Source organism: Streptomyces vulcanius (assembly GCF_042653945.1).
GTDB lineage: Bacteria > Actinomycetota > Actinomycetes > Streptomycetales > Streptomycetaceae > Streptomyces > Streptomyces mangrovi.
The window spans coordinates 132608-147105 of the sequence record NZ_JBHSFK010000013.1 but is presented as its reverse complement, the minus strand read 5'-3'; the positions used below and the strand labels follow the sequence as shown (position 1 = coordinate 147105).

Below are 14498 nucleotides of genomic sequence, written 5' to 3'. Positions count from 1 at the left end.
ACCGCCGATCCATACAGACGTCCCATACGAGCGACTTATACATCCGTCATAGACAAGCGTTTAATACGTGCGTACATTCCTCGGCATGACGAACTCGACGTGCACCGACCTGACCGCGACCGGCCACCGCGCCGGCCGCCGGGAGTGGACCGCCCTCGGCGTGCTGATGCTTCCGCTGCTGCTGGTCTCCATGGATGTCTCGGTCCTGTACTTCGCGATCCCGGCGATCAGCGCGGACCTGGAACCGAGCGGCACCCAGCAGCTGTGGATCTTCGACATCTACGCGTTCGCGCTGGCCGGGCTGCTGATGACGATGGGCTCCCTCGGCGACCGCATCGGCCGCCGCAGGCTGCTGCTCCTGGGCGCCGCCGCCTTCGGCACCGCCTCGCTCCTCGCGGCCTACGCGAACAGCGCCGAGACCCTGATCGCCGCCCGCGCGCTCCTCGGTGTCGGCGGGGCGACCCTGATGCCCTCGACGATGGCCCTGATCCGCACGATGTTCACCGACCCGGCGCAGCGCGCGAAGGCGATCGGTCTGTGGTCGGGGGTCATGACGGCCGGCGTCGCGCTCGGCTCGGTGATGAGCGGGATCCTGGTCGAGTACTTCTGGTGGGGCTCGGTCTTCCTGGTCAACCTGCCCGCGATGCTCCTGCTGCTGGTCCTCGGGCCGATCCTGCTGCCGGAGTCACGCGACCCCGCTCCCGGCCGCTTCGACTGGCCGAGCGTCCCGCTGTCGATGGCCGCCGTGCTCCCGGTCGTCTACGGCCTGAAGGAGATCCCCTCCGAGGGCCTGCACCCCCAGTACGTCGTCTCGATCACCGTCGGCCTGCTCTTCGCCGCGCTCTTCGTCCACCGTCAGCGCACCGCCGCGAACCCGATGATCTCCCCGGCCCTCTTCCGCGGTCCCGGATTCGCCCCCGCGGTCGTCCTGAACCTGGTCTCCTCCTTCGGGATGATGGGCTCGGCCTTCTTCACCACGCAGTACCTGCAGTCGGTGCTCGGCAAGAGCGCGCTGGAGGCGGCCCTGTGGGCGCTGCTGCCCTCGGTGCCGATCGGCATGGCCGCCCCGCTGGCCACCAGCCTGGTCCAGAAGGGCGTCGAGCGGGCCCACGTCGTCACGGCGGGCTTCGCGACCGCCGCGGCCGGCTACGCCCTGCTGGCCCTCGCCGGCACCGACTCGATGTGGCTCGTGCTGGTCGCCTGCGGGGTCCTCGCCTCCGGGATCGTCATGGTCATCTCCCAGATGACGGACCTGGCGATGGGCGCGGCCCCGGCCGAGCGGGCCGGCTCCGCCTCCTCCCTCCTTGAGACCGGCGCCGAGTTCGGCGGCGCCCTCGGCATGGCGGTCCTCGGCTCCATCGGTACGGCGATCTACCGCCACGAGATCCCGTCCTCGGCACCGGATCCGGCCCGGGAGACACTGGGCGGCGCGCTGGCGCTGGCCGACCGGGTCCCCGGACTCGCCACGGCCGCGCGGGAGGCGTTCACCAGTGGAATGCAGGCCGCGGCCATCGCGGGCGCGGTGGTGCTGGCGGGGTCGGCGGTGGCGGCGACGGTGAGCCTGCGCGAAGTAGCGTCCACAAGCAAACGCCGGACGAGCTGATCAACTCAGCCGTCCGGCGTTTGAGGACAAGGCCCGTTCAGGGCCGAAGCGGGGGCCTGGGGGCGGCAGCCCCCAGACCGGGCGGCAACCTCAGGCGAGGTTCACCGCACGAGCCGACGTCGCGCCGATCTCCGCCGCGACCTCGGCCAGCACCGCGGAGGACACCGTGTCGTCCACCGTCAGGACGGCCAGCGCCTCGCCGCCGACCGCCGCGCGGGCGACCTGCATGCCGGCGATGTTGATGCCGGCCTCGCCGAGGATCCGGCCGACGGTGCCGACGACGCCGGGACGGTCCTCGTACTTGAGGACGACCATGTGGTCGGCGAGGGCGAGGTCGACGTCGTACTCGCCGACCGCGACGATCTTCTGCAGGTGCTTCGGACCGGCCAGCGTGCCGGAGACCGACACCTCCTCGCCGTCCGAGAGCGTGCCGCGCACGGTGACGACGTTGCGGTGGTCGGTCGCCTCGGAGCTGGTGGTGAGGCGCACCTCGACACCGCGCTCCTGCGCGAAGAGCGGGGCGTTGACGTACGACACCGTCTCGTCGACGACGTCCTCGAAGACACCCTTGAGGGCGGACAGCTCCAGCACCTTCACATCGTGCTGGGTGATCTCGCCGTACACCTCGACGTCGAGGCGGACCGCGACCTCGCCGGCGAGCGCGGTGAAGATACGGCCGAGGCGCTCGGCGAGCGGCAGACCGGGCTTGACGTCCTCGGCGATGACACCGCCCTGGACGTTCACCGCGTCCGGCACCAGCTCACCGGCGAGGGCGAGACGGACCGACCTGGCGACCGCGATACCGGCCTTCTCCTGGGCCTCGTCCGTCGAAGCGCCGAGGTGCGGGGTGGCGACGACCTGGTCGAACTCGAACAGCGGGGAGTCGGTGCACGGCTCCTTCGCGTACACGTCCAGGCCGGCGCCCGCGACGCGGCCCTCCTTGAGCGCCGAGTACAGCGCCTCCTCGTCGACGATGCCGCCGCGCGCGGCGTTGACGATCCGCACGCTCGGCTTGACCTTGCGCAGCGCCTCGTCGCCGATCAGGCCGACCGTCTCGGGGGTCTTCGGAAGGTGCACGGTGATGAAGTCGGCGACCTCGAGGAGTTCGTCCAGCGACAGCACCTTGACGCCCATCTGCGCGGCTCGCGCGGGCTGCACATAGGGGTCGTAGGCGACGACCTTCATCCCGAAGCCGGACATGCGCTGGGCGACCAGCGCGCCGATCCGCCCCAGACCGACGACACCGAGGGTCTTCTCGGCGAGCTCCACACCCGTGTACTTGCTGCGCTTCCACTCGCCGTTCTTCAGCGCGGCGTTGGCCTGCGGGATGTGGCGGGCGGTGGCGAGGATGAGACCGCAGGCCAGCTCGGCGGCGGTCACGATGTTGGAGGTGGGCGCGTTGACGACCATCACGCCGGCCTTGGTGGCGGCGGAGACGTCCACGTTGTCCAGGCCGACGCCGGCTCGTGCGACAACCTTCAGCTTGTTCGCGGCGGCGACCGCCTCGGCGTCCACCTTGGTGGCCGAGCGGATCAGGATCGCGTCGACATCGGCGATGGCCGGGAGCAGTTCGGCTCGGTCCGCTCCGTTGCAGTGCCGGATCTCGAAGTCCGGGCCAAGCGCGTCCACGGTCGCGGGCGACAGCTCTTCAGCGATGAGTACGACAGGTTTCGAGCTCACGTGAGTCCTCACAAGTCCAATGCGTGCGGACGGCCGTCCCGACGGCCGCAGGCGGTGGAGGGGGGCTTTCCCGCGTGGAAGACGCACGACGTTGTGGGCCTGAACGCGTATATAGGCAGCAGTGTAGTGGTGCGCCGGAGGCCGCCTCACGCCTCTTGCGCAGGATCACCCGTCCGTGGAGGCAGGGATGGCCGAAAGGACCGGAGCAACACGCTCCGGCCCTTGAGGGGGCACCGCCAATCTCCCGCCTGCCCGGCGGCGTCTGGCACGCACATCTGCCGCGTTGTCGTCGGTCGCCGACGCTCCGCGTCGACTCCCTCCTCCGCCTTGCAGCTGCACGCACCAGACGCCGCCGGGCCCGCCCTACGGGCGGACGACGCGAGATTGGCGGTGCCCCCTCGGCCCGAGGCTTACGCCTCCTCGTTCACCCAGCTCATCAGCTTGCGGAGCTGCTTGCCGGTGGTCTCCAGCAGGTGCTCGGAGTCGGCCGTCTTGTACTCGTTGTACTTCTTCAGACCGCCGTGGTACTCGTCCATCCAGTTCTGGGCGAAGGTGCCGTCCTGGATCTCGGCGAGGACCTGCTTCATCTCGGCCTTCGTGGCGTCGGTGATGATGCGCGGGCCGGTGACGTAGTCGCCCCACTCCGCGGTCTCGGAGACCGACCAGCGCATCTTCTCCAGGCCGCCCTCGTACATGAGGTCGACGATCAGCTTCAGCTCGTGCAGGCACTCGAAGTAGGCGATCTCCGGCTGGTAGCCGGCCTCGACCAGGGTCTCGAAGCCCGCCTTGACCAGCGCGGACGTACCGCCGCACAGCACGGCCTGCTCACCGAACAGGTCGGTCTCGGTCTCCTCGGTGAAGGTCGTCTTGATGACACCGGCACGGGTGCCGCCGATGGCCTTGGCGTACGACAGGGCCAGCGCGAAGGCGTTGCCGGTGGCGTCCTGCTCGACGGCGGCGATCGCGGGGACGCCGCGGCCCTCCTCGTACTGGCGACGGACCAGGTGGCCCGGGCCCTTCGGCGCCACCAGGGCGACGTCGACGCCCGCGGGGGCCTTGATGAAGCCGAAGCGGATGTTGAAGCCGTGCGCGAAGAACAGCGCGTCGCCGTCGCTCAGGTTCGGCGCGATGGACTCCTCGTAGACCTGGGCCTGGATCGGGTCCGGGATCAGGATCATGATGAGGTCGGCCTCGGCGGCGGCCTCGGCGGGCGTCACCACACGCAGGCCCTGCTCCTCGGCCTTGGCCTTGGACTTCGAGCCCTCGTGCAGACCGACGCGGACGTCGACACCCGAGTCACGGAGCGACAGCGCGTGGGCGTGGCCCTGGCTGCCGTAACCGATGACCGCGACCTTGCGGCCCTGGATGATGGACAGGTCGGCGTCGGCGTCGTAGAACAGCTCGGCCACTTTGGGTTCTCTCCTTGTGTGCAGGTGTTGCGTCCCACCGTATGACGGCGGGGTGAAGGGCAGTTTCGGGGTCTCGGTATACGGGCGGCCGGTGCTCCCCGGCCGCCCGTTCCCAGCCTTACGCGGAACGGTCCAGCGCGCGCAGCGAGCGGTCCGTGATGGAGCGGGCGCCGCGGCCGATGGCGATCGTGCCGGACTGGACCAGTTCCTTGATGCCGTACGGTTCCAGCATCTTGAGCATGGCGGTCAGCTTGTCGCTGCCACCGGTGGCCTCGATGGTCACGGCCTCCGGGGAGACGTCCACGGTCTTGGCGCGGAACAGCTGGACGATCTCGACGATCTGGGAGCGCGTCTCGTTGTCGGCGCGCACCTTCACCAGAACGAGTTCACGGTGGACGGCCTGGGAGGGCTCCAGCTCGACGATCTTCAGCACCTCGACGAGCTTGTTGAGCTGCTTGGTGACCTGCTCCAGCGGCAGGGCGTCGACGCTCACCACGATCGTGATGCGGGAGATGTCGGCGTGCTCGGTGACGCCGACGGCGAGCGAGTCGATGTTGAAGCCGCGGCGGGAGAACAGGGCGGCGATCCGGGCCAGGATGCCCGGCTTGTTCTCCACCAGGACGGAGAGCGTGTGCTTGGACATGTCTCTTGGATCTCTCTCGCTCAGTCGTCTTCGTTGTCGCCGAAGTCGGGGCGGACGTCCCGGGCGGCCATGATCTCGTCGTTGGAGGTGCCGGCGGCGACCATCGGCCACACCATCGCGTCCTCGTGGACGATGAAGTCGACCACGACCGGGCGGTCGTTGATCGAGTTCGCCTCCTCGATGACCTTGTCGAGGTCGTCCGGGGACTCGCAGCGGATCCCGTAACAGCCCATGGCCTCCGACAGCTTCACGAAGTCGGGGACGCGGGTGCCCCGGGCGTCCGGGTTGACGTCGTTCGGGCCGCTGTGCAGCACGGTGTTGGAGTAGCGCTGGTTGTAGAACAGCGTCTGCCACTGGCGGACCATGCCGAGGGCGCCGTTGTTGATGATGGCGACCTTGATCGGGATGTTGTTCAGGGCGCAGGTGGTGAGTTCCTGGTTGGTCATCTGGAAGCAGCCGTCGCCGTCGATCGCCCAGACCGTCTGCTCCGGAGCGCCGGCCTTGGCGCCCATCGCGGCCGGGACGGCGTAGCCCATGGTGCCCGCGCCGCCGGAGTTCAGCCAGGTGGCGGGCTTGTCGTACTGGATGAAGTGGGCGGCCCACATCTGGTGCTGGCCGACGCCCGCCGTGAAGATCGTGCCCTCGGGGGCGAGTTGGCCGATGCGCTCGATGACCTGCTGCGGGGAGAGCGAGCCGTCGTCGGGCTGGTCGTAGCCCAGCGGGTAGGTCTCGCGCCAGCGGTTGAGGTCCTTCCACCAAGCGGTGTAGTCGCCCGGCTGGCCCTCGCTGTGCTCCTTCTGCACGGCCTGGATCAGGTCGGCGATGACCTCGCGGGCGTCCCCCACGATCGGCACGTCGGCGGCGCGGTTCTTGCCGATCTCGGCGGGGTCGATGTCCGCGTGCACGATCTTGGCGTACGGCGCGAAGCTGTCGAGTTTGCCGGTGACACGGTCGTCGAAGCGGGCGCCGAGGGCGACGATCAGGTCGGCCTTCTGCAGACCGGTGACGGCGGCCACCGAGCCGTGCATGCCCGGCATGCCCAGGTGCTGCGGGTGGCTGTCGGGGAACGCGCCCAGGGCCATCAGCGTGGTGGTGACGGGCGCCCCGGTCAGCTCGGCGAGGACCTTCAGCTCGGCGGTCGCGCCGGCCTTGATCACACCGCCGCCGACGTACAGGATCGGCCGCTTGGCGGCGGTGATCAGCTTGGCGGCCTCACGGATCTGCTTGGCGTGCGGCTTGGTCACCGGGCGGTAGCCGGGCAGGTCCATGACCGGCGGCCAGGAGAACGTCGTCTTCGCCTGGAGGATGTCCTTGGGGATGTCGACCAGGACCGGGCCGGGGCGGCCGGTGGAGGCGATGTGGAAGGCCTGCGCGATCACCCGGGGGATGTCCTCGGCCTTGGTGACCAGGAAGCTGTGCTTGGTGATCGGCATGGTGATGCCGACGATGTCGGCCTCCTGGAAGGCGTCGGTGCCGATCGCCTTGGACGCGACCTGCCCGGTGATCGCCACGAGCGGCACCGAGTCCATGTGCGCGTCGGCGATCGGCGTGACCAGGTTGGTCGCGCCGGGCCCGGAGGTGGCCATGCAGACGCCGACCCTGCCGGTGGCCTGCGCGTAGCCGGTGGCCGCGTGCCCGGCCCCCTGCTCGTGGCGGACCAGGATGTGCTGGACCCTCGCCGAGTCCATCAGCGGGTCGTAGGCGGGCAGGATCGTACCGCCGGGAATGCCGAATACCGTCTCGGCTCCGACCTCTTCGAGCGAACGGACGAGGGACTGCGCGCCCGTGACGTGCTCGACGGGGGCGGAGTGCTGTCCTCCGGATCGGGGCCGCGGCTGCGGATGAGCCCCGGGTGCCTGCTCGGTCATCGGTCTTCTCTTCTCGATGCTGAGGGTTCTGCTGAGGGTCGTACTGCGGGTTCTGCGGGTTTTTCGGGGTCTGCTACTGGTTTTGTGCAACAAAAAACCCCTCGTGCCAAAAGGCAAGCGAGGGGAGCGCGCCGGGTGTGGGTCGCTGGGATTCCGGGTCCGTCCGGACGTCACCAGCTTCAGCCGACGCGCTTTCCAAGTACGAGAATTCGGGTGCGCATGGCATTGACCCTCCCCCCGACGCGCACCGACTGTCAAGTGGGTGGGACGGGAGTCTCATTATGTGAGCGCAGCGCACTGCCGCCTCCGATGACGCCGCCTCCTATGACGGCCGCCACTCCACCGGTGTACACCCCCGCGCCGCCGCCCGCGAACGCTGGTTCCGCGGGCCCGTGCGGCACCGGACAGCGGCCGGTCGCGAGGGACCGCCGCAGCCGGTACTCGTCGAGCGGCCCGGAGAACGCCATGCCCTGGCCGTGGGTGCACCCCATGGCGCGCAGCGCGACGACCTGCTCGGGCAGGTCCACGCCGTCGGCGACGGAGTTCAGCCCCAGGTCGCACGCGATCCGCAGCAGCCCGCTGGTGATCTTGTGCAGCCGCGCGGACTCCACGACCCCCTCGACCAGGGAGCGGTCGAGTTTCAGTACGTCGACGGGGAGCCGGCGCAGCGCCGTGAGGGTGCCGTGGCCGCCGCCGAAGCCGTCGAGGACGATCCGTACGCCGTGCCGGCGCAGGGCGCCCAGGCGCCGCTCCAGTTCGTCCAGCGACACCTTGGGATCCAGGTCGGCGAGTTCGATCACCAGCGCCCCTGAGGGCAGCCCGTGCCGGGTCAGCAGCGCCTCGACGGAGCCGGGGGGCATCGACCGGTCGAGCAGCCGGCGGGCGCTCATCCGGACGGCCACCGGGACGGTGAGTCCGCTCGCGGCCCGGTCGGCGGCCTGCTGTACGGCTTCCTCCAGGATCCAGCGGCTCAGCTCGGCCGTGCGGTCGCTGTCCTCGGCGACCCGCAGGAACTCGGCGGGCGTGAACAGCACGCCCTGGGACGAACGCCAGCGGGCCTGTGCGGCGACGGACGAGATCCGGCCGTCCTCAAGGCGCACCACGGGCTGGTGCAGCAGCGCGAACTCGCCGTCGTGCAGTGCGGCCCGCAGCCGCGTGGCCAGCTCCGCCTTGCGTACGACGTCCTGCTGCATCTGCGGCTTGTACAGCTCGACCCGGCCCTTGCCGCCCGCCTTGGCGCGGTACATGGCGAGGTCGGCGTTGCGCAGGATCTCACCGGCCCCGAGCCCGGGTTCGGCGAAGGCGACGCCGATGGAGGCGGCGACCCTGACTTCGTTGCCATCGATCAGATAGGGCTGCGAGAGGGTGATCCTGAGGCGGTCGGCGAGCTCCAGGATGTGCCGCTCGCGGGCGGCCCGGTCGCGCGTGGTGTCACCGACGATCAGGGCCGCGAACTCGTCGCCGCCGAGCCGGGAGGCGGTGTCGCCCTTGCGGACGGCCTCCTGGAGCCGGTGGGCGGCCTGGACGAGCAGTTCGTCGCCGGCCTGGTGCCCGATGGTGTCGTTGACCGCCTTGAAGCCGTCCAGGTCGATGAAGAGGACGGCGGTGTTGCGCAGGGCGGTGCCGCGGTCGGAACTGCGGCGGCCGGACAGGGCCTGCTGGACGCGCCGGGTGAACAGGGCGCGGTTGGGCAGGTCGGTGAGCGGGTCGTGCTCGGCGTTGTGCTGGAGCTGCGCCTGGAGGCGCACCCGTTCCGTCACGTCCCGGCTGTTGAAGATCAGGCCGCCGTGATGGCGGTTGACCGTCGACTCGACGTTGAGCCAGCCGCCGTCGCCGGAGCGGAAGCGGCACTCGATGCGGGTGGTGGGTTCGTCCTGGCGGCTGGCGGCCAGGAAGCGGCGCACCTCGTGCACCACGCAGCCCAGGTCCTCCGGGTGGATGAGGTCGGCGAGTTCGGTGCCGACCAGGCCCTCGGCGGGCCTGCCGTAGACCCCGGCGGCGGCCGGGGAGACATAGCGCAGGATGCCGCTGGGGGCGGCGATCATGATGACGTCGCTGGAGCCCTGCACCAGGGAGCGGAAGTGGTTCTCCTGCTGCGCGAGTTCCTGGGTGAGGGTGATGTTGTCGAGCAGCATGATCCCCTGGCGCACGACGAGGGCGAGCACGACCGCGCCGCCGGTGAGCAGCACCACGCGGTCGACGCTGCGGCCGTTGAGGACGTTGTAGAGGATCCCCAGGGTGCAGACGGCGGCGGCGAGGTACGGGGTGAGGGCGGCCAGGGAGCCGGTGATGGGCCGGGTGGCCGGGTACCGGCTGTGGTCGCTCCCCGGCAGGGGCGTCCGGTCGGCTGGATGCGGGTCCGGATGCGATGCAGGGTGTGCGGCCGGATGCGGGTCCGGATGCGAGGCCGGTTGCCCGGCTGAATGCGCGGCTGGATGCGGGTCCGGATGCGAGACCGGGTGCGCGGCCGATTGCGGGGCCGGGTGCGGGTGGCCGTCGGGCCGTCGGCCGGGGCGGTGTTCGTGCACCACGCGTGTGTGCCCTTCGCCCTCGGCCGGGCGGTGCGACCGCATGGCGGCCCAGGGCGCGTAGGCGAGGAGCAGGGAGCCCGCGAACCAGCCCGCGTCGAGGAGTTGCCCCGAGCGGTAGTGGTTGTGCATCAGCGGCGAGGTGAACAGGGCGTCGCACATCACGGTCAGGGCGAGCGCGCCGACGGCGGTGTTGACCGCGGTGCGGTTCACCGAGGACCTGCGGAAGTGCAGCACTAGCACCATGCTGACCAGGGCGATGTCGAGCAGCGGATAGGCCAGGGACAGCGCGGCGTGCGCCACGCTCGGTCCGTCGAACTGCGCGGCCTGCGCGAGGGCGAGGCTCCAGGAGAGCGTGAGCAGCGAGCCGGCGATCAGCCAGGCGTCCAGCGCCAGACAGACCCAGCCCGCCTTGGTCACGGGCCGGGCGGCCAGCACCAGCAGCCCCACGATCGCGGGCGGCGCGAAGCACAGGAAGAACAGGTCGGCGTAGCTGGGGCTGGGCACGGGCCGGCCCAGGACGACCTCGTACCACCCCCAGACCAGGTTGCCGAGAGCCGCCATCGTGGAGGAGAGGCCGAACAGCAGCCAGGCGGGTCGAAAGCGGACGCGCCGGGAGCGCGCGTAGAGGAAGCAGGACACGGCGGCGGCGCCGGCCGCGGCGGTCAGTCCGAAGTCGCCCATGATCAGCGCGACTTCCTCGGAGCCCCAGCCGACCGCGGAACCGACGGCGTATCCCGCGCAGACAAGGGCCAGCAGCAGTTGGTGGACCAGGTTCGGCCTGGTGCCGATCAAGCGCGGTCCGGCCGGCGGTGTCTTCGCCGGGGGCTGCGCGCGCAGGGCCGGGTCGACCCCGTCGAGGACGGTCGCGGAGGTGGTCGGCGGGCTCACCGGGTGCCCCCGGTCCACGCCCCCGGGTCCCTCGGGTCCCGGTGCGCCTGCCTGCCGCGGCCGACGGGCCTGCGGTGGTGATGGCTGTGGTGAGTGTCGTGACCGCGTCTGCGCGCGGCCGTGCGCCAGGGTCGTCGCCGGCGGCTGTGCCGCGTCGGATCGTTCGTCCATAGGCCGTGCATCGCCCGTCGCCCCCCTCACAAGTCTGAAATGTCCATCCCCGGCGCCGAACGGTGCACGGCGCAGCCCCTGTCGGGACGATACACCAGTCTCGTCACTCAGGGACATAGGTTCTCTACTCTCCGTGACGATCATCGGCATGCGCGTACGGACCGCTTCCGGAGGACTGCGGAGGGTGCCCGAACCGGACTACGCGCCTACCCCGCCCGTCGTCAAAATCACGTGGCGCAGCGGTTCCTGGTTCACGAATCGGTTCAATTGGTCGACCAGCAGCCGCTTGGCGCGGGGCAGGAAGGCCGAGGTGGGACCGCCCACGTGCGGGCTGATCAGCACACCCGGCGCATGCCACAACGGGTGCCCCTGGGGCAGGGGTTCGGGGTCGGTGACGTCCAGCGCGGCGGTGATCCGGCCGGTCTCCAGTTCGGCGAGCAGCGCCTTGGTGTCGACGACCGGGCCGCGGGCGACGTTGACCAGCAGGGCGCCGTCCTTCATGCGGGCCAGGAAGTCGGCGCCGGCCAGGCCGCGGGTGGTCTCGTCGAGGGGCGTGCACAGGATGACGACGTCCGCTTCGGGGAGCAGGGCGCGCAGTTCGGTGAAGGGATGCACGGGACCGCGCGCGGTCGCACGCGGGGAGCGCGCCACGCGCGCCACCCGCGCGACCTCGAACGGTACGAGCCGGTCCTCGACGGCGGCGCCGATCGCCCCGTAGCCCACGACGAGGACGTTCTTGTCGGCCAGCGCGGGGCGGAATCCGCCCTGCCAGATCCCCTGGTCCTGCGCGCGCACGAAGTCCGGGATGCCGCGCAGCGCGGCCAGGGTGAGCGCGAGCGCGAGTTCGGCGGTGCTCGCCTCGTGCACCCCGCGCGCGTTGCACAGCCGTACCCCGGGCGCGAGGTCCGCCACCCGCGCGGTGATGTCGTCGACACCGGCGGTGAGCGTCTGGACGACCGCCAGGTTGCGCATCTCCCGCAGCGGCCCGACCCGCACCTGGAGCCGCTTCATGTACGGCACGACGTAGACGAGGCAGTCGGCGGGATCGCCCGGGTACGGCTGATCGCCGTCCTCTCCCCCGTCCCAGAAGAGGTGGTTGAGTCCCTCGGGGAGCCCGTCGATCTCACCGGGCGGGATGGGCAGCCATACGTCACGGGGTGTGTCAGCGCTCATGGAAAGGAGGCTATGTCAGGTACGCACGCGTGCAGACGTTAGGTTGGGGGGTCGGGAAAGGGAGGGTCGCGAGCAGGTGGAGCGCAGGACGATCGGCGCGGGGGCGCTCTCGGTGGGGGCGGTGGGACTCGGGTGCATGCCGATGAGCTGGGGCTACAGCGGGTCGCGGCAGCGGGGTGACGAGTCGCTCAGGGCGGTGCACCGGGCGCTGGATGTGGGCTCGGACCTCCTGGACACGGCCGACATGTACGGCCCGTTCACCAATGAGCTGCTGGTGGGGCGGGTGTTGAGGGAGCGGCGCGGGGACGCGTTCGTGTCGACGAAGGTCGGGCTGCTCGTGGGCGAGCAGCACATCGTGGCCAACGGCCGCCCCGGGTACGTCAGACGAGCCTGCGACGCGTCGCTGCGGCGGCTCCAGACGGACGTCATCGACCTCTACCAGCTGCATCGCGCCGACCCCGAGGTCCCGGTCGAGGAGACCTGGGGCGCGATGGCGGAGCTCGTCCGGGCGGGCAAGGTTCGGGCGCTGGGGCTGTGCGCGGTGGGCGCGCGGGGCGGCCGGCGCTCCGGCGGGCGGCTGCACGACGGGACGATCCGGCAGTTGCAGCGGGTGCAGCAGGTGTTCCCGGTGAGCGCGGTGGAGGCGGAGCTGTCGGTGTGGTCGCCGGAGGCGCTGGACGCGCTGCTGCCGTGGTGCGCGGCCCGCGGGGTCGGATTCCTCGCGGCGATGCCCCTGGGGAATGGTTTCCTCACCGGCACTCTCACGCCCGGCGAGGGCTTCGAACCGGACGACATGCGGGCCCGGCATCCCCGTTTCACGGCCGAGATGATGGCCGCGAACCAGCCGATCGTGGCCGGTCTGCGCCGGATCGCCGCCCGGCACGGGGAGGGCGTCACGACCGCGCAGGTGGCGCTGGCGTGGGTGCTGGCGCAGGGGCGGCACGTGGTGCCGGTGGCGGGGACCAAGCAGACACGGTGGGTGGCGGAGAACGCGGGGGCGGCCGGGGTGCGGCTGACGCCCGGGGACCTCGCCGAGATGGCGGACCTGCCGCCCGCGCGGGGATCGTGGGAGTGAGCACCGCTTTCGGGTGGGCTTGCCGGTGATCGGGAACCTGCGGGGTACGTGGGGCGTAGGACAGGGGGAGGCGGGCGCGAGTCCGCCGGGAGCGAGGGGAGCGGAATCGTGCGACGTCGGACGATGACGGCGGTGTTCGCCACAGGGGCACTGCTGCTGACGGCGGGCTGCTCCTCCGGCGACGGAGGGTCGTCCGGCTCCGGCGCGAGCGCGTCCCCGAGCGGTACGACGGTCCAGGGCTCCTCCTCGCCGAGCGCCGAGGAGACCCCGCCCGCGAAGGGCACGGTCGAGGTGGTGCGCACGGTCGCCGAGGGCCTGAACTCGCCCTGGGGTCTGGCCCCGCTCCCCGAGGGCGGTCTGCTGGTCGCCTCCCGCGACGAGGGGACGATCACCCACGTCGACACGGAGACGGGCAGGAAGACCGAGGCGGGCGAGGTCCCGGGCGTCTCCGCGGCCGGCGAGGGCGGTCTGCTCGGCCTGGCCCTCTCCCCCGACTACGCCTCGGACCACATGGTCTACGCGTACTTCACCTCGGCCTCGGACAACCGCATCGTGCGCATGATCTACGACCCGAAGCGGCCGGCCGGCGACCAGCTGGGCGCGCCGGACACGGTCTTCAAGGGCATCCCCAAGGGCATGATCCACAACGGCGGGCGGATCGCCTTCGGCCCGGACGGCATGCTGTACGCCGGTACCGGCGAGAGCGGCGACCGGGGACTGTCCCAGGACAAGGAGTCCCTGGGCGGCAAGATCCTGCGCCTCACCCCCGAGGGCGAACCGGCCACCGGCAACCCGTTCCCCGACTCTCCGGTGTACTCCTACGGCCACCGCAATGTGCAGGGCCTCGCCTGGGACTCCCGGCAGCGCCTGTTCGCCGCGGAGTTCGGCCAGGACACCTGGGACGAGCTGAACGCGATAGCCCCGGGCGCGGACTACGGCTGGCCGTCGGCCGAGGGCAGGTCCGACGACCCGAAGTACCGCAACCCGATAGCCCAGTGGCACACCGACGACGCCTCCCCCAGCGGCATCGCCTACGCCGAGGGCTCGATCTGGATGGCCGGCCTCAAGGGGCAGCGTCTGTGGCGGATCCCCCTCAAGGGCACCGAGGCGTCCGCCGACCCCCAGGCGTTCCTCCAGGGCGAGTACGGCCGGCTGCGCACGGTGGTCGCGGCGGGCGGCGACAGGCTCTGGGTCACCACGAGCAACACGGACGGCCGGGGCGACCCGAAGAACGACGACGACCGCATCCTGGAACTCAAGGTCACCTGACCCCGCTCACTCCCCCTCGGGCTCCTCCGGCAGCCGTACGACCACCTTCCCGGACGCCAGATCTATCGGCCCCCGCCCCGGATCCGCGTCCCCGACGTCCTCCCGCGTCAGCTCCAGCCGGTTCTGCTCGTCCTGGGTGTGCTTGCGCCCCGGCGAGAACAGCTCCTCGAAGGCGTTGAACATCGCTC

10 protein-coding genes are annotated in these 14498 nt (G+C 71.0%); 3 read left to right on the top strand and 7 right to left on the bottom strand.

The genetic code is table 11. From position 1 onward, the window contains the following. The first annotated feature begins 85 nt into the window (after positions 1–85). Positions 86–1603 (top strand): MFS transporter, encoded by a 1518-nt coding sequence (locus ACFPIH_RS21340; RefSeq protein WP_381174505.1) that lies wholly within the window; start codon positions 86–88, stop codon positions 1601–1603. A gap of 90 nt (positions 1604–1693) precedes the next feature. Here ACFPIH_RS21340 and serA read toward each other — a convergent pair whose 3' ends face one another. From serA to ACFPIH_RS21310, 6 genes are all read right to left on the bottom strand, one after another. After that, positions 1694–3283, bottom strand: a complete 1590-nt coding sequence (gene serA, locus ACFPIH_RS21335) for a phosphoglycerate dehydrogenase (RefSeq protein ID WP_381174503.1) — start codon at positions 3281–3283, stop codon at positions 1694–1696. A gap of 410 nt (positions 3284–3693) precedes the next feature. Continuing rightward, entirely contained in the window at positions 3694–4692 is a 999-nt protein-coding gene (ilvC, locus tag ACFPIH_RS21330) for a ketol-acid reductoisomerase (protein ID WP_381174501.1), read from the bottom strand. A gap of 118 nt (positions 4693–4810) precedes the next feature. Beyond that, on the bottom strand, positions 4811–5335 hold the full coding sequence (gene ilvN, locus ACFPIH_RS21325) for an acetolactate synthase small subunit (RefSeq protein WP_381174499.1): 525 nt from the start codon (positions 5333–5335) through the stop codon (positions 4811–4813). A gap of 20 nt (positions 5336–5355) precedes the next feature. Continuing rightward, complete coding sequence (locus ACFPIH_RS21320; RefSeq protein ID WP_381174497.1) at positions 5356–7203, bottom strand: acetolactate synthase large subunit; 1848 nt, start codon at positions 7201–7203, stop codon at positions 5356–5358. Positions 7204–7457: 254 nt separating this feature from the next. Beyond that, positions 7458–10622: a putative bifunctional diguanylate cyclase/phosphodiesterase gene (locus ACFPIH_RS21315; protein ID WP_381174707.1), complete on the bottom strand. Its 3165-nt coding sequence runs from the start codon at positions 10620–10622 to the stop codon at positions 7458–7460. 369 nt (positions 10623–10991) lie between these two features. Beyond that, positions 10992–11966 (bottom strand): 2-hydroxyacid dehydrogenase, encoded by a 975-nt coding sequence (locus ACFPIH_RS21310; protein WP_381174495.1) that lies wholly within the window; start codon positions 11964–11966, stop codon positions 10992–10994. A 76-nt stretch (positions 11967–12042) separates the two neighbouring features. Between ACFPIH_RS21310 and ACFPIH_RS21305 the strand changes: the two genes are divergently transcribed. Both ACFPIH_RS21305 and ACFPIH_RS21300 read left to right on the top strand, forming a co-directional pair. Next, the gene (locus ACFPIH_RS21305) at positions 12043–13041 is read left to right on the top strand and encodes an aldo/keto reductase (protein WP_381174493.1); all 999 of its coding nucleotides are present in this window, start codon (positions 12043–12045) and stop codon (positions 13039–13041) included. A gap of 123 nt (positions 13042–13164) precedes the next feature. Next, entirely contained in the window at positions 13165–14310 is a 1146-nt protein-coding gene (locus ACFPIH_RS21300; protein ID WP_381174704.1) for a PQQ-dependent sugar dehydrogenase, read from the top strand. 6 nt (positions 14311–14316) lie between these two features. Here the strand turns inward: ACFPIH_RS21300 and ACFPIH_RS21295 are convergent, their stop codons facing one another. Next, positions 14317–14493 carry a DUF6191 domain-containing protein gene (locus ACFPIH_RS21295; RefSeq protein WP_381174491.1) on the bottom strand — a complete coding sequence of 59 codons (177 nt, stop codon included), beginning with the start codon at positions 14491–14493 and terminating at the stop codon, positions 14317–14319. Positions 14494–14498 lie beyond the last annotated feature (5 nt).